Below are 22,292 nucleotides of genomic sequence, written 5' to 3' on the forward strand. Positions count from 1 at the left end.
TGATCAATAGTCGAGCGCAGAGGCAGGGAATGATGCAGGAGCTTGGGCGCGAAGAGCTGCCGCAGCGGCTGGATGCACAGATGGAGGCGCGCATCGGCGCTGGCCAGCTGGTCATTCCGGTGCTGCCGGCGGTTGCCAGCACGGTGCTCGGCATGATCGATGACCCCGATGCCGAAATCGCCCGGCTCGCGCACACCATCCAGCACGACCCGGCGATTGCCGCTCATGTGATGCGCATCGCCAATTCCGCTTCGCTGCGCGGCGGCGCGCCGATCGTCTCGCTGCAGCAGGCCATCACCCGTCTCGGGATGCGCAGCATCGCCGATATCGCGCTGGCCGCCTGCATGGGACCGAAACTTTTCAATGCGCCGCGGCATGCCGCGCTGCTCGAGCGCATCTGGAGCGAATCGTTGGCCACCGCGCTGTGGAGTCGCGAGATCGCGCGCACGCTGCGGCGCAATGTCGAGGTCGCGTTCCTGAGCGGCCTGATGCACCAGATCGGCAAGCCGGTGCTGTTGCAGGCACTGCAGGAAATGTTGCCCGGACAGGGCGAACAGCTCGAGGAGTCGCTGTTGCTCGCGCTGCTCGAGCGGCACGCTGCGGCAGCTGGCCTCGCGGTGGCGACGCACTGGGGCCTGCCCGAGCCGGTTGCCGAGACCATCGCTCACCTGGGTGATTTTTCGCGCTCGGCACGGGCTCCGGATCTGGTGGCGATGGTGAGCGTGGCGCGCGCGATCGCGCTCCAGACACTGGGCGAGGGCATGATGGATGCACAGCCGTTGATGGAGTTGCCGGAAATGGTGGAAATCAATCTCTATCTCGCGGATGCGCGGATGCTGCTGGAAAAGGCCGACAGTGTGCGTGCCATGCTGAGCGAGATTGCCGCATGAGCGCCACGGATTTCGATCTGCTGGTGATCGGCAGCGGACCGGCGGGGCAGAAAGCGGCGATCCAGGCCGCCAAGTCGAGCCGGCGCGTGGCGCTGATCGAAAGCGACCGCCACCTGGGCGGGGCCTGCGTGCAGCGCGGAACCATTCCCAGCAAGACGCTGCGCGAGAGCGCGTTGCGCATCCGTCAGCTGCGTCGCTACCAGGACCTGCTCGACTTCAGTTTTCGCCCCGGTGCGGAAATGGCTGCGCTGGTCCGCAACCTGCAGGATGTGGTCAGTGCTCATCACCGCTTCATCGAGGCCCAGCTCGAGCGCAACGGGGTGCACTGCCTGCATGGCCGGGCTTCGTTCCTGGCGCCCGATACGGTACAGGTCGAATCGCTGCGCGGCGCGAAGACCAGCTACCGCGCCGCCCATGTGCTGATCGCCACCGGTTCCTATCCGCGCAAGTCGGCGGATGTTCCGGTCGATCACGAGCACATCTTCGACAGCGACTCGGTGCTGTCGATGCTGTACCTGCCGGAATCGATGACCGTGCTGGGCGGTGGCATCATCGCCAGTGAATACGCCTCGGTATTCGCCAGTCTCGGGGTGCGGGTCACGATGATCGATCGCTACCCGCGACCGCTGGGCTTCATGGACGGCGAAATCGTCGAGCGTTTTGTCGCGGCCTTCCGCGCCAGTGGGGGCGAGTTCATCGGCTCGGCCCGGATCGCCGAGGTGTGCTGGGACGGGGTGTCGCGGGTCCTCACCCGTCTCGAGGACGGTCGGGAGTTCAGTGCCGACAAGCTGTTGTTGGCGGCCGGACGGGTGGCCAACGTTGAAGGGCTGAACCTCGCGGCGGCTGGACTCGCGCTGTCCGACGCCGGCCATATCCCGGTAAACGAGTGGTGCCAGACCGCGGTACCGACCATCTATGCAGCCGGTGATGTGATCGGGCCGCCCTCGCTTGCCTCGGCCTCGATGGAGCAGGGGCGGCGCGCCAGCGCGCATGCGCTGGGCGTGGATCTCGGCGACATGAGCGCACAGATCCCGATGGGCATCTACGCGATCCCGGAAATTTCCTCGGTCGGTATCGACGAGGCGGTTGCGCGCAAGAGCGCTCAGACGGTGCTGGTCGGGCGAGCACAGTTCGGCGAGATCGCCCGTGGCCATATTTCCGGCAATCAGGACGGCATGCTGAAAATGGTGAGCGACGGCGCGGGGCGGCTGCTCGGGGTGCAGATCGTCGGCGAGGGCGCCACCGAACTGATCCACATCGCGCAGATGGGCATGCTGGCGGGCGTGGGCGCCGGGGATTTCGTCGAGAATATTTTCAATTTCCCGACCCTGGCCGAAGCCTATCGCGTCGCCGCGCTGCAGATAACCGCGCAAATGCAGGGGTAGCTGGCGGCGGCGGCACGCTCGGTCAAGCTGGTACTGCGTTCACAGGCACGAATTCGCGCGACGGTGCTGCTATGATCGTGCCGGGCATTGATGCAGAGGTGAACAGAAATGGCCGATTACGGTTTGATCATCGACAACCGCAAGGTTGCCACCGCGACGACGTTCGATATTCTCAATCCGGCCACGGGCGAGCTGGTGGGCAAGGCGCCGGTCGCGAGCCGTGAGCAGCTCGACCAGGCGGTCGCGGCGGCGGCCAGGGCCTATGCCGGCTGGAGTGCCACCGGCGAGGAGCGACGCAAGCAGGCCTGTCTCGATATCGCGGGCGCGCTGGAAGCGAACATGGGTGAGCTGAGCCGCCTGCTGACCATGGAGCAGGGCAAACCGCTCAAGGGCATGGGCTCGGAATTCGAGCTCGGCGGCTGCGTGGCCTGGGCCGGGGCGCAGGCGAGTTTCGACCTGCCGGTGAAAATTATCGAGGACACCGCGACCAGCCGCGTCGAGCTGCACCGCAAGCCGCTTGGGGTGGTGGGCTCGATCACCCCGTGGAACTGGCCGCTGATGATCGCGATCTGGCATATCGTGCCGGCGATCCGCACCGGCAACACGGTGGTGATCAAGCCCTCGCCCTACACCCCGCTCGGCACGCTGCGCATGGTCGAACTGATCAGCCAGGTGTTGCCGGAGGGAGTGCTGAACGCGGTCAGCGGTCACGACGAGCTGGGGCAGTGGATGACCGGCCACGGCGACATCAAGAAGATCGTGTTCACCGGCTCCTGCGGCACCGGCAAGAAGGTGATGGCGAGCGCGGCCGGCAACCTCAAGCGCATCACGCTCGAACTCGGCGGCAACGACGCCGCGATCCTGCTGCCCGATGCCGACCCGCAGGCGCTGGCGCCGCGAATCTTCGGCGGCGCGTTCATCAACAGCGGCCAGACCTGTGCCGCGATCAAGCGCCTCTATGTCCATGACAGCATCTATGACCAGACCTGCACCGCGTTGCAGGCCATCGCCGAGGCCACACCGGTCGGCAATGGTCTCGAGGAAGGTGTGATGATGGGGCCGTTGCAGAACCGGATGCAATTCGAGAAGGTCGTGGGGCTGGTCGACGATGCCAGGGCCAAAGGTGCGCGCATTCTATGCGGCGGTGCGCCAATGGACGGGCCGGGCTTTTTCTATCCGCTGACCCTCGTCGCCGATATCAGCGACGGCACGCGGCTGGTCGACGAGGAGCAGTTCGGGCCGGTGCTGCCGATCATCCGCTACAGCGATGTGGATGATGCGGTGCGGCGCGCCAACGCCAGCGAGTTCGGCCTGAGCGGCTCGGTGTGGTCGTGTGATCTGGATGCGGCGAAGGCCGTGGCGCAACGCCTGGAATGCGGAACCGTCTGGGTGAACAAGCATGCCGCGATCGCGCCGAACGTGCCGATGGGCGGCGTGAAATCATCGGGCATCGGTGTAGAATTCGGCGAGGAAGGGCTGGCCGAGTACACGGATATCCAGGTGGTGAGTATCGACAAGAGCTAGCTGGTAATTCCCGATAGTATCCGCTGGTTCATCAGGAGTCAGACCATGTTTGCAAAACTGTTGCCGATCGTGTTGCTGGGCGCTGCATTGGTCCATGCCGAGTTGCCGGCCGAGCCGATGGGTGTGATCAGGACCCTGCCGGTACCGTATCCCGCCCATTGGGTGCTGGCACACGACGGCGCGTTCTTTCACATGAGCGATGGCAAGGTCATCGTGCTCGATGCCGACGGCGCCACCCAGCCCGCGCAATACAAGGGCATGATCAACAATGCGTTCATGGGACAGTTCGCGGTCGCCGGAAAACGCCGCGAGCTGCTGGTTGCCGAAACCTTTTTCGCCCGCGGCCAGCGTGGCGAGCGCACCGATGTGCTGACGATCTACGACCAGGCGAAGCTCGCCCCGGTTGGCGAGGTGGTGCTGCCGGGCGGCAAGCGCTTCAGCGGCATGCCCGAGCGCTATGGATTGCAGTTGATCGACGACGAGCGCCTGGCGCTGGTGTTCAACCTGACTCCCGCGACCTCGGTCAGCATCGTGGACCTCGAGCAGCGCAAACTGCTCGGCGAGTTGCCGATCCCCGGTTGCGCGCTGATGTATCCGACCGGCAAGCGCGGCTTCAGTTCGCTGTGCGGCGATGGCGCGATGCTGAGCATGCAGCTCGATGCCGGTGGCAAGGTGATCGCCGAAAAGCGCAGCAAGCCGCTGTGGGACGTGGATGCCGACCCGTTGTTCGAAAAGCCGGTGCTGCGCAACGGGATCGCCTACTTTCCGAGCTTTCACGGCATGATGCTGCCGGTCGATCTGCGGGGTGATGCGGCCAGCGCCGGCAAGGCGTGGTCGTTGCTCGACGATGCCGATCGCGCCGCCGGCTGGCGCCCGGGCGGATGGCAGTTCCTCGATCTCGATCACTTGGGCAAGCTCTACATGCTGTTTCACCGGGATGGCGCGAATGGCACCCACAAGAACCCGGGCACCGAGGTTTGGGTCTACGACCTGGAAAAAGGCAGCCGCGAACGGCGCATCGTGCTGCAGACACCGGCGATATCGCTGACCCTGACGCGCGACGACAAGCCGCTGATGATCGTCTCGACCCACGAAATGGCGCTCGATGTCTACGACGCAACGAGCGGCAAGTACCTGCGCACGCTCAGCGATTTTGGCCAGGAAACCCCGTTCGTCGTGTACACCGCGAACTGAGACGATGGGTATCGATCCGGTGGTGATGATCGCGCTGAGCCTGATGCTCAGCTTCGTGGTCGTGGATGCGGGCCTGCACAAGTTGCGCAATCCGCTGCACTACGCCGCGGTCATCGATGATTACCGGGTGCTGCCGCGGGGCAGTGGCTCGGTCGCGGTCTGGATTGCGGGCGCCGTGGAAATGGGTGCCGGGATTGCGATTCTGTTGCCGTCGCTGAACCGTGCGGGGCTGGCCCTGACCGGGTTGCTGCTGATGGTCTATTTCGCGGTGATGGCGCTGAACCTGCTGCGCGGGCGGCGCGAAATCGATTGCGGCTGTGGCGCGCCCGAGCGGGCGCAGGGTCTGAGCGCCGGGCTGCTGGTGCGCAATGCGGCCCTGGCGCTGGCAGCACTGATGTCGAGCGTGGCGCAGCCGCTCGCGCGTGGCATCGGCTGGTTCGACTGGCTGGTGGCGATTGCAGCGGCACTCGCGGCCATCCTGATCTATCTTTCGGCAAGCCTGCTGCTGTCGAACAATCATCTGCTGGTGCGGTTGAAATGAGCAATGCGCTGATCGTTTCCAATATCCTGCTGTGGATCGTCGTGATCGTCATGGCCGTGGTGATCTTCGCGCTGGTGCGCCAGATCGGAGTGCTCTACGAGCGGGTGGCGCCGGCCGGCGCGCTGATGCTGAACAAGAAGTTGCGGGTCGGCATGGACGCACCGCCGGTCACGGTGAGCACCCTCGGCGGCGAGACGTTCACGGCGGGTGGGTGCAGCGCCGATGGGCGCAGCACCCTGCTGTTTTTTCTGTCGCCGGATTGCCCGGTATGCAAATCGTTGCTGCCGGCGGTGTTGTCGGCGGCGCGCGCCGAGCGCGGCTGGCTCGACCTGGTGTTTGCCAGCGATGGCGCCAGCAGTGAACATCGTGCGCTGGTGACGCGCTACGGGCTCGAGGGCTTTCGTTACGTGATGTCGGAAGTCCTCGGCATGAGCTACGGCATTTCGAAGCTGCCCTACGGCGTGCTGATCGATGAAAACGGGCGGGTCGCCGCGATGGGTATCGTGAATTCGCGCGAACACCTCGACAGCCTGTTCGAGGCCAAGGAGCTCGAGGTGGCATCAATCCAGGAGTACATGGGGAGATCGGGAACATGAACTGGCTCGACAGACTGACCGAAACGGGTTCGCGTCGCGTGGCGCAACACAGCTCGCGGCGCAGCTGGCTGCGTGGCATCGGTACCCTGCTGGTGGGTTCGGCCGCGATGCCCCTGCTGCCGGTCGCACGCGCCAGCGCGGCGGATGCAAGCCCGGCAATGCCGGCCGATCCAGGTGATCCGGACAGCTGCGATTACTGGCGCTACTGTGCCATCGACGGCTTTCTCTGCAGTTGCTGCGGCGGCAGCCAGAACGAGTGTCCGCCGGGTACGGAGATGTCGCCGATCACCTGGATCGGTACCTGCCGCAATCCGGCCGATGGCAAGAACTACATCATTTCCTACAACGATTGCTGTGGCAAGAGTTCCTGCGGCGCCTGCCTGTGCAATCGCAACGAAAGCGACCGTCCGATCTATCGCCCGCAGAGCGCCAACGATATCAACTGGTGTCTGGGTACCACCAGCGCGGTCTACAACTGCTCGACCGCGATCATCATCGGCATCGCGATGGATCAGAAATAGCCATCATGGCGCGCTGGCTGTTCCTCGCTGCATTGCTGATTCACCCCGCTGCATTTGCTGTTGACGCAGTGCGCGCACGCTCGAATTACATGGTCAACTGCCAGGGTTGCCATCTGCCGGACGGCAGCGGCTACCCCGGAAAGGTGCCCGATATCCGCCATTCCATGGGCCGGTTCCTGGCCGCCGATGGTGGTCGTGAATTCCTGGTGCGGGTGCCGGGAGCCGCGATCTCGGTGCTCGATGACGAGCGGCTGGCCGAGTTGCTGAACTGGATGCTGGCGGAATTCTGTGCCACGGATGTGCCATCCGACTTCGTTGCCTATGGCACCACGGAGGTAGGTTTGCTGCGCCTGCGGCCCCTGATCGATGTGCAGGGCGCGCGCAGCGCGGTTGCCGCACAGGTGGGTGTGCCGGCCATCTATTGATCGTTTGCGCCGGGCCTGTCTCGATCAGTCGAAGGGTTATAACGACGCACCCGGTGAGCGATTCGATATCCGCGAGTTCCACGATGCGGTGCTGAAGAACGGCAGCGTGCCGCTGCCGATTCTCGCGGAACTGGTGGACGACGATATCGCCGGCAAGCGCGCCGTCCGTTGACCGGCGCGCATTGCGTGGCGCTTCAGGCCGCCTCGACTGCGGCCCGCTTGAGCTCCGGATCGAAGGTGATGGGCATGCTCTTGATGCCATTCACCAGGCTCGAGCGCGTATAGCGGATCTCGCCGGCCAGGCGCGGGTTGCGCAGGCGCGGAATCACCTCCTCGAGAATCACCCGCAGCTCCAGGCGCGCCAGGTGCGTGCCGAGGCAGAAGTGCTGGCCGATCCCGAACGCGCGGTGCTGGTTGTACAGATCCGGTATGCGCTCGGCGCGGCGCACATCGAATTTCATCGAATCCTCGCCAAAGAGGCGCTCATCGTGGTTGACCGTGTGGTAGTGCAGGATCACCTTGTCGCCCTTCCTGATGGTATGACCCGCGACTTCGACATCTTCCATCGCGGTGCGGCGCATCAGGATGAAAGCCGTGTTGTAGCGCAGCATTTCCTCGCAGGCGTCGGGGATTTTCTCGGGGTGATCGACCAGGTACTGCAACTGCTCGGGATGCTCCATCAGCAGGCGCATGCCGTGGCTGGTGACGGTACGTGTCGACTCGTTGCCGGCGGCGATCAGCATCAGGAAGAACCACACGAACTCGTCATCGGAAAGTCCGGCTTCCTTGCCCTTGCCGTTCAGCAGCGCGCCGATGATGTCGTTCTTCGGATTCTTCTTGTGCTCTTCGGCCAGCTTCATCGCGTAGGTGATCACGTTGATCGAGGCAAGCTGCGCCTGTTCCTCGCTGATGGCCATCTCCGGATCCTGGTTGAACATCATCGTGTTGGTCCATTCGAAGAAATCCTTGCGGTCTTCGGCCGGGATTCCGCACAGCTCGAGAATGGCCAGCAGCGGCAGTTCGGCCGCGACCTCTTCCACGAACTCGCACTCGCCGCGGCTCGCGACCGCATCGACGATACGCCTGGCGTGGGCACGGAATTGCGGTTCGTAGGAATCCACCGCGGCCGGCGTGAAAGTGGCGCGCACGATGCGCCGCGACTTGAGTTGCCGCGGCGGATCCTGGTTGATCGTCATATGGCGATGGATAGTGTCCATTTCCGCTTCGGTGTATTCGTCGGCGAGCGCCGAGCGGGCTTCGGACGAGAACAACCGCGGGTTCTTGGAAATGAAGTCGATCTCCTCGCGTCCGGTAATCAGCCAGTACGGAACGCCGCGTGTCGGGTCTTCCATGTAATGCACGGGGCCGTCGTCGCGAATGCGCTTGAGCTCCTGGTAGGGCATGCCATTGGCATAGACGTCCGGGTCGATGAGATTGGCAAACGGGCAACTGCTCATAAAGTGGGCTCCGGTAAACTGCAGGGATACTAACGGATTGTAGTCTCAATAGCATATCCTACGATTGGTCGGTGCGGGCGTAAAGCGGACTTTTTCTTGCGATTGGTTCAGCATTGATCCGCGGCAAGCAAGATGTGGTACACCCATGCTCCGGAATTCGGGAGCGAGACGAGCGAGTAATCCGGCAATCCATGAGCAACTCACTGGCCAGCATCGATTTTGCAACGGAGCAGATGCCCGGGCCGCATCTGCACCAGACCCTGCGCCGCTTGCGCGAACAGCATCCGGTCAGCCCGGCCCGGTTTGCGGGCCTGCCGGCTTTCGTGATCAGCGGGCACGCGGAGCTGGCTGAAGCCTTTCGCGACAACCAGCGTTTCCCGCCCGCCAATGCCTATCGCCTCACCTTCGAACCGGTGGTCGGAGTGACGTTCCAGACCATGGAAGACGAGGCGCACCGCGTGTACCGGCGCCTCGCCACGCCGGCGTTTCGCTCCGCAGCGGTCGAGCGGATGGAGGTCGAGGGACTGGCGCAGCTCGCACACGGGCTGATCGATGCAATGCCCGACGGTGGCTGCGATCTGGCACGCTATTTCACCCACCGTTATTCCTTCCTGGTGATCAGTCGCATGCTCGGCATACCCTTCGATCGCGAGGAGGAGTTTCGCGAGTGGGCGAGGGGCTTCCTGGAGTTCCGTCGCAACGAGCGATATGCGAGGGAGTGTGCCCGGCAAATAACCGCCTACCTGGTGCCGATTCTCGGGCAACGCCGTCGGCAGCCACGCGATGACGTCATTTCCGGTCTGATCCTTGCCGACGCTGATGGACACCGCCTCGACGACGAGGAGATCCTCGCCAATATACGGCTGCTGTTCGCGGCCGGTGCGTCGACCACCACGGACGCGATGGGGAACCTGCTCCATGCGTTGCTCACCGTGCCGGGTGCCTGGGCGACGTTGCGGACCGAGCCCGGACTGCGGTCCAATGCCATCGAGGAATTGCTGCGCTGGGAGTCGCCGGTGGCGGTTTTGCCGCGCATCTCCGCTACCGCTCCGATCGAGTTTGCCGGCGTGGAAATTCCGCCCAATACGTTCTGCCTGTTTGCGATTGCCGCCGCGAATCGCGACCCGAAAGTGTACGTCGATGCCAATCGCTTCGACCTCGGTCGCCATAGCGACAACAAATTGTTGAGTTTCGGACCGGGGCCGCGACTGTGTCCGGGGATGCACCTGGCGCGAAAGCAGATGGCGGTGGCACTCGATGTGCTGGTCGAGCGCCTGCCACGATTGCAGCTGGTGGAACCCGCGGCCGCGTTACCGATCGGCACGGTGCTGCGCGGTCCTGCTGCCTTGCCGGTGAGTTACTGAGTGCGGCGCGGTTTCATACCCGCAAAAACGTGAACTCTCCACCGCGGGAAATTCTCAGTGGGCCGTCATCGTGGCGCACATGATGGATTTCGCCGTCCAGGTTGATCGCTCCATCCATCGCCAGGCGAATCCGGTGTGCATTGTGGCTGAGGTAGCCGGCATGCCCACGCACGTGCCCGTTGGGACGTCCCCTGAGCACCGAGGGCAGGCTGCGCATGAAGCGCTCGGCGTGATCGGCGACCAGCGTCAACCGGACCGGTGCGGGTTCGGTGCCCCAGAACGGGTTCATGCCGAGCGATAAGCGTTGCAGGCTGCTCGCGATCAGGACCAGCGCCTGATGCTGCACCAGCGGACCCGCGTCGTTCATCGCCATCGATACGGTGACCGGCTGGCGGAAGCGCGGATCCCGGCGCCGCATGCCCCAGAGTGTGCGCGCCATGGTGAGGCCGAGACTGGTCGAGCCGCGCAATCCTCGTGAATGTATCTGGCGATGGGCGTAGTCGGTACCCTGGATCACCGCTCCTGCCCCCAGAAACATGCCGTAGGCAGCCCGCGCGGTGCCGCCGGGTTGTACCCGCAGGATCGAATGCCTGCTGCGCTCGCAGGGATGGCGACCGGTGCCGATCCACTTGCCGAAACGGGTTGCTGCCCCAAGCAGACCGCTGCCCATGCCGATGCTGCTTGCGTTCAGGTTGATCGTGCCCCCCGGCAGCAGCACGATCGCCGGACACTTGCGGAAGGGCTGGTGATCGAGGATCCTGCCGAGCACACCTGCCGCGGTTCCGTCACCGCCATTGATCGCCAGCACATCGATGTCGCGGCGTGCCATTTCGAGCAGTGCCGGCAGGACCTGCTCATCGCCACGGGTAATCACGTGGTGCACGCAGGCATGCCGGGACAGGATCCTGTCCACGCTCGTCAGCATGCTCCGGTTGTGACCGCTGTTGGCATTGCTGATCACACCGATGCGCAGATCGCGCGCCGGGATCAGCGACTCGAACTCGCATGTCGCGTGCATCTGTGGGTCCTGGGAAATCGGGGGTGGGCGCTCGAGGCAGGCAACTCGCTACAGCGACAGGATGCGCTGGCGCGCATCGAGGCTGAGGAACCCGGCAATCAGCATGAAGAGGTAAGCGCCCAGTTCGGCAATTTCCTCGATCAGGCGGTTCGGTTCGATGAGACGCAGGATGCTCTTGTCCAGAAGCAGCGCAAACAGGAGCAGCAGGGCGCTGGAGGAAAGCAGCAGGCCGGGCGTGGAAGCCAGGAATTTGCGGACCGTGCGCCGGTCCGTCGCATCCAGACGAACGGCACTCGTCAGGGCGTAGACGATCAGGGCGGGATACAGGATCCCGCTGAACAGCACGGCGGCAAATTGTGCCGAGGTGCCAATGGCGAGCAGTTGTTTCAGATCACTTTCGCGACACAGCATCGCCAGGGTGATCAGGCAAAGCAGCGAATGGAGCCAGCGCTCCCAGTGTTCCCGGCTGGCGAGAAAGTGCGCGGCAAAGGCGGCGAAACTGCAGGCCAGTGCCGCCAGTTGCGCATTTTCGAGCAGGTTGTGCTCCTGGTAGAGGGGCTCTGCCCCTGGAGCGTGCATGAGCACCGCGAACAGCAGGCTGAATGCCAGCACCAGCGCGGGCAGCAAAAACCCCAGCAGGCGTACGCTCAGCATGACAGCGCCCCGTAGACGAGTTGATGAACCCGTGAAACCGAGCGATCGAAATCCAGCGCAGGCGCATCGCTGACCGTCGCCGCCTCGCGGCACGCCGGCTCCTTGCCGAGCCAGGTGGCGCGTCCGTTGCTGACCAGCAGACGCTGGATCGCGCCGATATCGCGTTGCATGTGTGGCGCGCCGAAATTGACTGCGCACCAATCGCGCAGCGAGCGGTAGTCGAGCTTGCGGCTCAGCCGTTTCCAGGCGGGATCACCAGGCTCGTTGCGCTCGGCCAGGTCGAATATGTGCAGTGGTTTGGCGGTCACTCCGGCTTCGGCCAGCATCGACACGCTTTCCCCGGTGATCACGACCCGGTCGGCAAGGGCGAGATAACCGAAATACGGATTTTCATCCGACTGGTTGGCCCAGCGGTAGACGTGTCGCGGCATGCTCAGCTGGTTGAGCAATGCGTCGAAAGCGCTGTCGGCGGTGCGCGCACTATTGGTGATCAGCACCGACCCGCCGGCGTTGTGCACCAGTTCGTCCACCAGCCTGCCGAGCCGTCGGCCCTTCTCCGGGGTAAACACGAAGGAGCCGCTGTTACCGCCTACCAGCACCGTGGTGTAGGGTCGCGGGAGATGCTCGAGCAGCGGCTGCCATTTCGCGGCGGCGCTGGTGAGCCGCTGTTGCGTCACCCGGTGCAGCGGCAACTGGTTGGTCAGGACGTTGGGCCGTTCCGGGAGAAAATACTGGGGCGTGCTGATGATCAGGTCGAAGCGGTCGAGTGGTGACCACGGGCGTCCCATGTGCACCAGCCGCGTGCGATTGCCCGACTGTTTCTTGATCCAGCGTGCGATCGGCTCGACATCCCTGCCGGCGCTGATCACGACATCGGGCCAGGGCGCCATCAGGGGGCTGGAGGCGCGCCGGTTGAGCCCCGCGATGCTGGTGTTCGCGAGCCGGCTGGAGATCATTTTCGGCACCGGGGTTGCGGCGTGATACACCAGCCGCTTGATCTGGAACGGCCATCCAAGCATTTCGCCCAGCCCCAGGACCTGGTTGTTGTCCCCGGGTCTGGGACCCGTCAGCAACCACACCCGCGGTGCGGTCGGGGCAAGGGCAATCGGGCTTTCGGGCGCGTTCATCGTGATACCGCGGTAGTCTGGATGCGTGAAGGTTAGTCAGGGTTTTTTGCCGGCGGTATCAACCCGGGGAGTCTAGTGCGGGGCTCTGGGGGGCTTGCTAATGTTGAGTGCAATCAGCGCCCGATCCCGGAAAGTGAATTGATGATTCCCTCGCTCGCCGCACCTGGAAAATCCGCGCACAGCCGCCTCGCTTGGCAAGCCGAAGCGATGCTGTTGCGTGCCTTCTGGTGGTTCAGCCGTTGCCTGTCTCCGGTGCGTGCCGCGCACATGGGCAACAGGCTGTTCCGCTGGCTGGGACCGAAGCTCGGCAAGCAGCGCTTCGTGCGTGCCAATCTGCAGCTGGCTTTTCCCGACCTGGATGCCGGCGCGCTGGTGCGGCGGGCGGGCGAAACATGGGGCAATTTCGGCGCGGTTCTCGCTGAATACCCGCATTTGCAGCACTGGCGGCAACTCGTCACGGAGCTCGAAATCGCGCCCCAGTCCCGATCAATCCTGGAGGCCCGCGAGCCCGCGGTCTATGTGTCGGCACACATCGCCAACTGGGAACTTGCGGTGGCCGCCATATCCGGTCTCGGCATACCCTTGAGCGTCGTGTACGCGCCGCAGGGCAACCCTCTCGTCAACGAGCTGATCCAGGCCAGGCGGCAGTTCTCCGATTGCCGGTTCATCGGCAAGAAGAACTGCATCCGGCGTCTGCTGGGCGAGCTTCGGGACGGGCGTTCGGTCGGAATGTTGCCCGATCAGCGGGCTGATGTTGGTGAATTTTTACCGTTTTTCGGCACGCCTTCCCAGACCTCGATCAGCCCGGCGTGGCTGGCACTGAAGCTGGGTCGCCCGCTGATACCGGTGCAGATCGAGCGTCTCGGAGCGGCGCGCTACGTCGTGCGGGTCCACGAGCCGCTGCTGCCGCAGGGGCAGTACGGCACGCGCGAGAGTGCGCTGCGGCTTACGAGCGAACTGAACGCGATGTTCGAGTCCTGGATAAGGCAGCGTCCGGAGCAGTGGTTGTGCATGCGGCGTCGCTGGCCCGGAATCATCCGGCGGGACTCCCTGGCACTGGCCGCGCACTCGCCGCGAACCCTGGCATAGCGGAGGCTCATCGAGCATGCGCCTGATCATCGATATTGCCCGACGCTACCCCTGGCAGACCGTGCTGATGTTGCTGGCGCTGGTGTGCGCGGGTTTTGCCGAAGGCCTGAGCCTGAGCAGCCTGTTGCCCATGTTGAGCATGGCCGTGGTCAGGGATGGGCCGGTCGGCGCCGAGCCGCGGCAGCAAGCCGGGCTGGAGCAACTCGTCGGCGCATGGCTGGACAGGTTCGGCCTCGAGCCCGATATCGGCATCCTGCTGGCGGTGATGTTGCTCGGCATCACGCTCAAGAGCCTGCTGCTGCTGTATGCGAACCGGCTGGTCGGATATACCTCGGCGCGTTTTGCCACCGACCTCCGGATGAACTTGCTGCGCTGTGTCCTCGGCAGTCGCTGGGAGTACTTCCTGCACCAGCCGCTGGGAAATCTTTGCAATGCGCTGAGCAACGAAACGCAACGCAGCGCGGCGGCGTTCGTCAACGGTATCAATGCCGCGACCTTCCTGGTGCAGGCGCTCATCTACGCCGCGGTGGCGCTCGCCATCTCGTGGAAAGCAACCCTGGCGTGCCTGGCGCTCGGAGTGATCATCATCGGCCTGTCGGGCACCCTGGTACACATGGCGCGCAGGGCGGGGAGAACGCAGACGCGGTACCTGCGCTCGTTGAGCGCGCGGCTCGCCGATGCATTGCAATCGCTCAAATCGCTGAAGTCCATGTCAAAGGAGCACCTGGTCAGTGCGGTGCTGGCGAGCGATACCGCGCGCCTGGACACCGCCTTGCGGCAGCAGATTTTCAGCGCGGCCGCGCTGGTGGCGGCCCAGGAGCAGATGTTTGCAATCGCCATTACCGGTGGCATGTTCATCGCACTGGTCTGGTTCGACATGCCGGTCGCCACGGTGATGGTCCTGGTGCTGATACTCGGGAGAATGCTGGCGCAGTTCGGCAAGGTGCAGAAGGAGTACCAGAAAGTCGCGGTGGGCGAGAGCGCCTGGCTCGCGCTGGAAAAGACCATTGCACAGGCGCGGATGGCCCGCGATACGCAGGGCGGTCAGCTGTTACCCTCGCTGGACGAGGGGATACGGCTGGAGTCGGTGTGCCTGAGGCGTGGAGCGATGCCGGTGCTCGAGAATCTGGACCTGGAAATTCCCGCGTGCGCGCTGGTCACCCTGATGGGCGCCTCCGGTTGCGGCAAGACGACGATCCTGGACCTGATAACGGGGCTGGTGGAGCCATCCGCCGGACGGGTTCTGGTCGACGGCGTTCCCCTGGAGCAACTCGATATCGGAGCGTGGCGACGCAGTATCGGCTACGTGGCGCAGGAGACCGTGCTGCTGCACGATACGATCCTGAACAACATCACGCTGGGAGACCCGCAGTTCGATGCAGGCGATGTGGAGTATGCGCTGCAAATTGCCGGTGCGGGCGAATTCGTGGCGGCATTTCCCGAGGGTGTGCATCACGTGGTGGGCGAGCGCGGCGGCATGCTCTCGGGCGGGCAACGCCAGCGGCTCATGATCGCCCGCGCGATGCTGCATCGCCCGCGTCTGCTGATTCTCGACGAGGCAACCAGTGCGCTCGACCAGGAAGGCGAGGCCGCGATCTGCGATACCCTGCGCGGGCTGCGCGGGCAGCTCACGATCATCGCGGTTTCGCATCGCGACGCGCTGGCCGGTATCGCCGATCATGTTTATCACGTGGATCAGGGCCGCGCAGGCGCCCCGGCGGTACCCTGGCCGCAAAGCAATCATGTGGAAAATGCGCGTTTTTCGCTGGCCCGCGCGGGCTGATTCTGGCGTACAGTAGTGTCTTGTCTACCGTAATGGGTGTGAGGCCTATGCTGGACGAGGCGCTGGATTCCGCGAAGGTGGGTGTTTGCGTAAAGGATCGCGACGCGCGGGTGCTGCTGCAGAACGATATCTGTCGCGATGTCTGTGGTCTGCGGGAAGGGAGCGTGTGCACCGACGGATGCATGATGTTGCATGCCGACGACAGCAGCAGGCAGTGGAAGAACTGGGGCTGCAGCGTTTACCGCAACAGCCACATCCACGATGGGCACTATGATGTGACATTGATCTGCAGCGATGAGCGCATCGTCACTTTCCTGCAACCGCTCGATGAAATCTACCAGCTTGCGCTGGCCCATTACCGCGACAAGGGCCTGACCAGGCGCGAGCTGGAAGTCGTCTCCTGGTTGATCCGCGGCAAGACCAATGCCCAGATCTGCGAACAGTTGACGATTTCCCGGGCGACCCTGCGCACCCATCTCAACTCGCTCTACGGCAAGCTGCGCGAGCACGGCGAGTCGGTGGAGTTCCTGCCCGGATACCGGGTGAACGAATAGCCGTTCTCCTGACCCGGATCAACCCGGCGCGACCCTGGTAGGCCGGACGATTTCCTGTTCTGCCATTCGGGCAATCACGCGGGATGACAGCCATGCGACAACTGACGGCACTGGACCGGATGTTCCTGACTCAGGAGAGTCCGGGTGCACCGATGCACATCAGCCTGCTGATGTTCTACACGCAACGCTCGGCGCCGGACGGCGCGGTGCGGCTGCGTGACATCGTGAAGGTGTTTCGCGAGCGCGCACACCTGGTGCCAATGCTCCACGAGAAGGTGCAGGAAGTGCCCCTTGGTCTCGACAATCCTTACTGGGTTGCCGATCCCGATCTGAACGTCGAGTCGCACATCAGCCATGTTGCCCTGCCACATCCGGGCGATTGGCGCCAGCTGTGCATTCTCGCCGCACGCCTGCACGCGCGCGGCGTGGACCGCAGCCGGCCACTGTGGGAACTCGTGGTGATCGAGGGGCTCGATGGCATCGACTTCCTCCCCAAGGGCAGTTTTGCCCTGTTCCTGAAGATGCATCATGCGGCGGTGGACGGCATGGCTGCGTTGACTGCGCTGGAGGTCTTGCACGACGAGCATCCGCGCCCGGCACAGCGGGTGGTGCCACAACTCGAGGACGACGAGCCGGGTCCGGGAACCAACCGGATGCTGGGCAATGCGGGCCTGAATGCGTTGCGTTCTCCGGCGCGCTGGTGGCGCCTTGCGAAGGAGCTGGTACCGGCGGTGCGCTTTATAGGCACGGGGGTGCGCGAGGGTCGCTTCGGCACCGCATCGCCGCGTGTCAATACGCGCTTCAACACGCGCATTTCCTCGTACCGCGTGGTCGAATCCGCGTTTTTTGCGCTCGACGAACTGCAGCTCATGCGCAAGGCCGAGAGCGGCGCGACCGTGAACGACGTGGTGGTCACGATCATCGGCGGGGCGATGCGGCGCTACCTGCAGTCGCGCGGAGAGCTTGGCGACAGCTCGCCCGTGACCATCGCACCGCTGAGTTTCCGCGAGGCCGGGGAGCGCGAGTTCGGTGGCAACCTGGTGAGCGCAGTGGCGTTTCCGATCCATACCGTGATCGAGGATCCGCTCGAGCGTTTGCATGCGGTGCGGCGTGACTCGGCGGTGGCCAAGGAAACGGCAAAGGCCCTGGGGCCGCGCACCGCGCTCGACCTGTTCGAGGCGATTCCGCCGCAACTCGCGGCACTCGGTTTCCTGTCGCTCGGTACGCGCCTGCTCACCTCGACCGGCATCGCGACACCGGTGAATACCGTGATCACCAACGTACCGGGGCCCAGGATTCCGTTGTACCTGGCCGGTGCGCGGCTGGTCAGCATGACCGGGTTCGGCCCGATCATGGACAGCATGGGGCTGTTCCACGCGGTGATCAGTTACGACGGCCAGCTATCGATCGCGATCAACTCCTGCCGTGAAATGATGCCTGACCCGGCGTTCTATGCCGAGTGTATATACTCCTCGTTCGAGGAATTGCGCGCGGCGGCAGCAATGCATGCGCGCAAACCCGCGGCCAGAAAAGCCACGACGGTACCGCGCCGCGCGAAGCGACGCAGCAAACGCAGCTGAGCGTGGCCAGTGCGTGGTGACGCGCGATCCGCTTGCGGACAGTGAGACAGCGGAGCGCGTCGATGGCCGGAATTTCCCCAATCGATATCGCGGTGGTTGGCGCGGGGCCGGCCGGCGCCGCCGTGGCGCTGGCGTTGACGCATCTCGGGCATGCGGTGACGGTAATCGCCGTGCCACGTGCGTTTGCGGCCTGCGAGGGTGTTTCCGAACGGGTGTTGCGCGGGCTGGCGGATGCCGGGCTCGGCGCGGCGCTGGCGGATGTGCCCGCGGCAACGCCGCGCAGCGTTTGCTGGAACGGCGAGCAGCGTGCCGCCAACACCGAGCACCTGTTGTCGCGTCGCGAACTCGATCGCGCGCTGCTCGCGGAGTTGCGACGATCCGGGTTGAACGTTCGGGCGGAGCGCGTGAACGCGCTGCGACGCGAATCCGACGGGCATGTAGCGCTGCAACTCGGTGAGCGGAGCCTGCGCGCGCGGCTGGTGATCGATGCGCGCGGGCGTGCGGCCACCCGCGGCGGGGGGCAACGCCTGCGCGGCCCCGAGACGGTCTCGCTGCTGCAGCGCTGGACTGGGCCGCGGACGGATGCCGGATCCTCCTGCGTGCTGAGCTTTGCGGACGGCTGGGCGTGGCTCGCGTGCAGTGCCGACGGGCAGCGCTACACGCAACTGACGCTGGCTGCGGATGCGCCGAATATGCCCCGGCGCGGCGCACTGGCGACGTATCTTTGCCAGCGTCTCGCGGCGCTGCCGGCGGTTGCCGACTGGATCGCGGCGTGCGCGGTCAATGGCCCGCCGATCGCGCGCAGCAGCACCGCGATCCTGCACTCGCCACTGATCGATCGCGGTGTGATACGCATTGGCGATGCGGCGATGGCCGTCGATCCGCTGTCGGGAAACGGGATTTTCCAGGCGCTGTCATCGGCATCGGTGGCGCCGGCGGTGGTCAACACCTTGTTGCGCGATCCTGACGGCGCCGCGCTCGCCGAGCGCTTCTATGGCGAACGCGTCGCGCATATCTTCAGCCGCTTTGCCCGTATCGGACGCGATTTCCATCGCGCCGAAACCCGCTGGCCGCAGCAACCGTTCTGGAACGCTCGCCGGCAGTGGCCGGACGACGAGCCCGCGCATGACAGCGGCACGCGGCGCTTGCTCGGAGTGGCGCTGCGCCCGGTGGTCGATAACGGTTTTATCCGGGAGCGCGACGTGGTGTTGAGCAGTGACCAGCCGCTCGGAGTGTGGCGGGTGGCGGGGGTCGAAGTGGCGCCGCTGCTGCACGGACTGCCGGCAAACGAGGTGCAGCGCGAGCGGATTTTAGCGGGGCGGATTGCCGCCATCGCGGGGAGTAATGGCGCACTTGCGCAGGCGCTGAGGGCGTGGTTTGCGCAGTACCTCCCACCGCCGGGGCCGGTACCGTGAGCGGGCGCCTTGGCCGCATGGCATTCAACTATTGAACTCGCGCGGTGAAATCGCGCGGTTGCACGGCCCTATATTGCGGCGTAGCATGATTATTCGTTTTTCCGGATCCAGGGCATGACAAGGCTCCGTCACCGATGGCTCGTCTGGCTGCTGGCAGCCTGGTTGCCGGTGGCCGGCATTGCCGCGGCGAGCGCGAGCCAGATGATGCTTTCGATGTCGCTGGCCGATAACAATGAATCCGCGCAGCCGGGGCGGGGCGAGCACGCCGGTTGTCATGAGCACACAATGACGGATGCGCAACCCGGCGGTGACGGGTTCGACACCGCCGACCGCAACACCGCGCAGCCCTGTTGCCAGTCCGGCGCCTGTTTCTGCAACTGCGGCACTGCCGCAAGCGCACTGCCCGTGGTCCTGCCACTGCTCTTTTCTCCAACGCCGGCAAGCGAATTGCAGATGGCCGCCGAATTCATCCTGTCCGCGCCCCCCGCGCATCCCTTCCGACCTCCCATCGTCTGAATTCCGTTCGGGCTGGCCAAATGGCCGGCTCCGATATGCGGCATGTCGGCCTGCGGGCCGGGCACCAGCTGTGGATTTGACGGAGGTTTCCGATGTTTTTTCATGCACGCGCAGTGCGCGTTGTGGCGGCCGCGTGGCTGTTGGTGGCGGGCGCCGTCGCGGCCGATGACGGGTCCGTGCCCGGCGCCACCCTCGACGGGGTGCGCTCGCGCCTGATCGAGGCCAACCCCGAACTGCAGGCGATGGCATTCGAGGTGCAGGCAATGCGGGCACGCGAAGTGCCGGCAGCTGCGCTTCCGGACCCGATGCTGGAAATCGAATGGCGTGATATCGACAGCAACGATCCGACGCTGGATCCCAGCGATGTGGGCGCGACCAGGTACCAGTTCCAGCAACGCTTTCCGTTGTGGGGCAAGCGCGGGCTGGCGCGCGATGTCGCGCGGGCCCGGACCGGCGTTGCCGATGCCGAACAACGCGCGCGCGCGCTCGAATTGATGGCGCTGGCGGAGCGCGCCTATGTGCGTTACTGGCATGCCAACGTGGCAAGCACCGCGCTCGAGCGAATCATTTCGCTCATGGCCGAGATCGAGAAGCTCGCGACCGCGCGCTATCGCTCCGGAATCGTGCCGATGCAGGATTCGCTGAAGGCACAGGTCGAACTGACCCTGATGGAGCACGACCGTATTGCCTTCGATACCCAGCGCCGCGTGGCCGGCGCGGAATTGAACGCGGTGCTGGGACGCGCGGCCAACGCGACGCTTGCAATTCCCCGCACCACGCCCGAGCTGACGATTCCCTGGCGCCTCGATTACCTGATGGAGCAACTCGACGAGGTCCATCCGGCGGTGCTTGCCGCACGCGCCAGGCTGGAGGCGGCCGCACGCACACGCGAACTGAGTCTGCGCAACCGTTATCCCGACGTGACGCTGAGCCTGGCGCCGATCCAGCGCGGGCAGCATGTCGAGAACTGGGAAGTCATGTTGGGGGTCGAGATTCCGTTGCAGCAGGGAAGGCGGCGTGCCGAGGAGAGCGAAGCACGCCTGATGGAGCGCGCCGCCGAGTTGAAACTCGAATCGGTGCGCACCGAACTGCGCGCCGACGCTGCCGCGCGCTACGCCAGTTGGGAATCCGCCGAGCACCTCAGGGCGCTGGTGCAACACACGCTGCTGACCCAGACCGAAGCATCGTACCGCGCGGCGCGCGCCAGCTACGCGGTGGACGAGGTTGATTTCATGACCCTGCTCGATGCGCTGCGCGCCTGGCGCGCGGCGGAATTATCACAATACGACGCGAGTCGCGAGGCGCTCGAGAGCGCTGCCGGCCTGCGCGCCCTGATAGGGAGTCTGACGCCATGACGCGCACTGCTACGCTGTTTGTTGCCGTGGCCCTGGGTGCGGGTTTTGCTGGCGGTTGGTATCTGCGCAGCGATCGGGGCGAGGTCGGCGTCCCGATCGAGCGCACACCTGCGCCACGCGAAGTTCTGTATTACCGCAATCCGATGGGGCTTGCGGACACCTCCGCAGTGCCGAAGAAGGACTCGATGGGCATGGACTATGTAGCTGTCTATGCCGACCAGGCCGAGCACCCCGATGGCATGGTGGTGCTCGATGTGCGGAAAGTGCAGAAGCTCGGGGTGCGCACCGCCCTTGTCGAGCGCCGGGTACTTGGCCGCACCGTCCGTGCCAGCGCCCGCATCGAGGTCGATGAAAGTCGTCTGCACACCATTGCGCCGAAATTTGCGGGCTGGGTCGAGCGCCTGCAGGCCAACCAGACCGGGATGGCGGTACGTCGTGGCGAGTCGCTGGCGGAACTCTACAGTCCGGAACTGGTGTCGGCGCAGGAAGAGTACCTTATCGCGCACGCGGCACTCGAGCACCTCGGTGAAGACAGTGCCAGGCGAAACATGCGCGAGCTCGCCGACGCGGCGCTGGCGCGGCTGCGCAACTGGGATATTGCGCCAGAGGAGTTGCGTGCTCTCGAGCAGGGAAAGGTAAAACGCAGCCTGGCGCTGGTGTCGCCAGTCGCTGCGGTCGTACTGGAGAAACGGGCAACCGAGGGCGGACGCTTCATGGCGGGCGACACCTTGTTCGAGCTTGCCGATCTCAGCCAGGTATGGCTGATCGCCGAGATCGGCTCGCTGGATTTTTCCGCGATCGCGCCCGGGCAGGAGCTCCGCTTCAAGACACCGGCGCTGCCGGGGCGGGTGTTTGCGGGCCAGGTATCCTTTGTCTACCCGACCCTGTCCGAGGCGACGCGCACGCTCAGGTTTCGCGCCACGCTGCCGAACCCGGACGGCGTGCTGCGGCCGGCGCTGCTCGGCGAGGCCGAGATCAAGGTCAGCGAGCCGCTGCCGCGCATCGTGGTGCCACAAACAGCGGTGATCGACAGCGGTACGCGACGCGTTGTGCTGATCGCACACCCGGGAGGACGGTTCGAGCCCCGGGAGGTTCGCCTCGGACAGCGCGGCGACGATCATGTCGAGGTGCTGGATGGCGTGCGCGAGGGTGAGGAGGTCGTCGTTGCGGCCAATTTCCTGATCGATGCCGAGAGCAATCTCAAGGCATCCCTGCAGGGGCTCGGCGCCCATCAGGGCCACGCAGCCGGTGCCGGCCAGGCTCCCGCCGATTCATCACCCGCTGGCGCACACGAGGGGCATTGA

At 64.8% G+C, this 22,292-nt stretch carries 22 protein-coding genes; 18 read left to right on the forward strand and 4 right to left on the reverse strand.

The window, feature by feature from the left end:
• Window positions 1-29: 29 nt before the first annotated feature.
• The 9 genes from IPF49_17580 to IPF49_17620 all read left to right on the forward strand — a co-directional run bounded on the left by IPF49_17580 (window position 30) and on the right by IPF49_17620 (window position 7,248).
• Entirely contained in the window at window positions 30-890 is an 861-nt protein-coding gene (locus IPF49_17580; GenBank protein MBK6289409.1) for an HDOD domain-containing protein, read from the forward strand.
• Window positions 887-2,275, forward strand: coding sequence for a Si-specific NAD(P)(+) transhydrogenase (sthA, locus tag IPF49_17585; GenBank protein MBK6289410.1), 1,389 nt, complete (start codon window positions 887-889; stop codon window positions 2,273-2,275). Before IPF49_17580 ends, sthA begins: the two co-directional genes overlap by 4 nt.
• A gap of 108 nt (window positions 2,276-2,383) precedes the next feature.
• The gene (locus IPF49_17590; GenBank protein MBK6289411.1) at window positions 2,384-3,799 is read left to right on the forward strand and encodes an aldehyde dehydrogenase family protein; all 1,416 of its coding nucleotides are present in this window, start codon (window positions 2,384-2,386) and stop codon (window positions 3,797-3,799) included.
• Window positions 3,800-3,844: 45 nt separating this feature from the next.
• Complete coding sequence (locus IPF49_17595) at window positions 3,845-4,993, forward strand: amine dehydrogenase (GenBank protein MBK6289412.1); 1,149 nt, start codon at window positions 3,845-3,847, stop codon at window positions 4,991-4,993.
• Between the two features lie 4 nt (window positions 4,994-4,997).
• Window positions 4,998-5,534, forward strand: a complete 537-nt coding sequence (locus IPF49_17600) for a DoxX family membrane protein (protein ID MBK6289413.1) — start codon at window positions 4,998-5,000, stop codon at window positions 5,532-5,534.
• Window positions 5,531-6,130, forward strand: a complete 600-nt coding sequence (gene mauD, locus IPF49_17605; GenBank protein ID MBK6289414.1) for a methylamine dehydrogenase accessory protein MauD — start codon at window positions 5,531-5,533, stop codon at window positions 6,128-6,130. The genes IPF49_17600 and mauD overlap by 4 nt, the downstream gene beginning before the upstream one ends.
• Window positions 6,127-6,651, forward strand: coding sequence for a methylamine dehydrogenase (amicyanin) light chain (locus IPF49_17610; GenBank protein MBK6289415.1), 525 nt, complete (start codon window positions 6,127-6,129; stop codon window positions 6,649-6,651). Before mauD ends, IPF49_17610 begins: the two co-directional genes overlap by 4 nt.
• Window positions 6,652-6,656: 5 nt before the next feature.
• Entirely contained in the window at window positions 6,657-7,076 is a 420-nt protein-coding gene (locus IPF49_17615) for a cytochrome c (protein MBK6289416.1), read from the forward strand.
• A complete protein-coding gene (locus IPF49_17620) occupies window positions 7,018-7,248 on the forward strand; it encodes a DUF885 family protein (GenBank protein ID MBK6289417.1) in 231 nt (76 codons plus the stop codon). Before IPF49_17615 ends, IPF49_17620 begins: the two co-directional genes overlap by 59 nt.
• A 22-nt stretch (window positions 7,249-7,270) precedes the next feature.
• On the opposite strand, the gene IPF49_17625 is transcribed toward IPF49_17620, so the two are convergent.
• Complete coding sequence (locus tag IPF49_17625; protein MBK6289418.1) at window positions 7,271-8,533, reverse strand: cytochrome P450; 1,263 nt, start codon at window positions 8,531-8,533, stop codon at window positions 7,271-7,273.
• 191 nt (window positions 8,534-8,724) lie between these two features.
• On the opposite strand from IPF49_17625, the gene IPF49_17630 reads away from it, so the two are divergent.
• A complete protein-coding gene (locus tag IPF49_17630) occupies window positions 8,725-9,897 on the forward strand; it encodes a cytochrome P450 (protein ID MBK6289419.1) in 1,173 nt (390 codons plus the stop codon).
• A 13-nt stretch (window positions 9,898-9,910) separates the two neighbouring features.
• Here the strand turns inward: IPF49_17630 and IPF49_17635 are convergent, their stop codons facing one another.
• From IPF49_17635 to IPF49_17645, 3 genes are read right to left on the reverse strand one after another with little or no spacing between them, the layout of a single operon-like run.
• Window positions 9,911-10,915, reverse strand: a complete 1,005-nt coding sequence (locus IPF49_17635) for a kinase (protein ID MBK6289420.1) — start codon at window positions 10,913-10,915, stop codon at window positions 9,911-9,913.
• A 48-nt stretch (window positions 10,916-10,963) separates the two neighbouring features.
• On the reverse strand, window positions 10,964-11,569 hold the full coding sequence (locus IPF49_17640) for a hypothetical protein (GenBank protein ID MBK6289421.1): 606 nt from the start codon (window positions 11,567-11,569) through the stop codon (window positions 10,964-10,966).
• Complete coding sequence (locus IPF49_17645; protein ID MBK6289422.1) at window positions 11,563-12,696, reverse strand: mitochondrial fission ELM1 family protein; 1,134 nt, start codon at window positions 12,694-12,696, stop codon at window positions 11,563-11,565. Before IPF49_17645 ends, IPF49_17640 begins: the two co-directional genes overlap by 7 nt.
• Before the next feature lie 141 nt (window positions 12,697-12,837).
• Here IPF49_17645 and IPF49_17650 point away from each other — a divergent pair, with 141 nt between their 5' ends.
• The 8 genes from IPF49_17650 (at window position 12,838) to IPF49_17685 (ending at window position 22,292) form a co-directional block, all read left to right on the forward strand.
• A complete protein-coding gene (locus tag IPF49_17650) occupies window positions 12,838-13,785 on the forward strand; it encodes a lysophospholipid acyltransferase family protein (protein ID MBK6289423.1) in 948 nt (315 codons plus the stop codon).
• A gap of 16 nt (window positions 13,786-13,801) precedes the next feature.
• Window positions 13,802-15,568: an ABC transporter ATP-binding protein gene (locus IPF49_17655; protein MBK6289424.1), complete on the forward strand. Its 1,767-nt coding sequence runs from the start codon at window positions 13,802-13,804 to the stop codon at window positions 15,566-15,568.
• Window positions 15,569-15,645: 77 nt separating this feature from the next.
• The gene (locus IPF49_17660; protein ID MBK6289425.1) at window positions 15,646-16,122 is read left to right on the forward strand and encodes a helix-turn-helix transcriptional regulator; all 477 of its coding nucleotides are present in this window, start codon (window positions 15,646-15,648) and stop codon (window positions 16,120-16,122) included.
• A gap of 92 nt (window positions 16,123-16,214) precedes the next feature.
• Window positions 16,215-17,702, forward strand: coding sequence for a wax ester/triacylglycerol synthase family O-acyltransferase (locus IPF49_17665; protein ID MBK6289426.1), 1,488 nt, complete (start codon window positions 16,215-16,217; stop codon window positions 17,700-17,702).
• Window positions 17,703-17,764: 62 nt separating this feature from the next.
• On the forward strand, window positions 17,765-19,117 hold the full coding sequence (locus IPF49_17670) for an FAD-dependent oxidoreductase (protein ID MBK6289427.1): 1,353 nt from the start codon (window positions 17,765-17,767) through the stop codon (window positions 19,115-19,117).
• A gap of 114 nt (window positions 19,118-19,231) precedes the next feature.
• Complete coding sequence (locus IPF49_17675; protein MBK6289428.1) at window positions 19,232-19,633, forward strand: CopL family metal-binding regulatory protein; 402 nt, start codon at window positions 19,232-19,234, stop codon at window positions 19,631-19,633.
• Between the two features lie 92 nt (window positions 19,634-19,725).
• The gene (locus IPF49_17680; GenBank protein ID MBK6289429.1) at window positions 19,726-20,988 is read left to right on the forward strand and encodes a TolC family protein; all 1,263 of its coding nucleotides are present in this window, start codon (window positions 19,726-19,728) and stop codon (window positions 20,986-20,988) included.
• Complete coding sequence (locus tag IPF49_17685; protein MBK6289430.1) at window positions 20,985-22,292, forward strand: efflux RND transporter periplasmic adaptor subunit; 1,308 nt, start codon at window positions 20,985-20,987, stop codon at window positions 22,290-22,292. Before IPF49_17680 ends, IPF49_17685 begins: the two co-directional genes overlap by 4 nt.

Source organism: Gammaproteobacteria bacterium (assembly GCA_016705365.1).
Lineage (GTDB): Bacteria > Pseudomonadota > Gammaproteobacteria > Pseudomonadales > UBA5518 > UBA5518.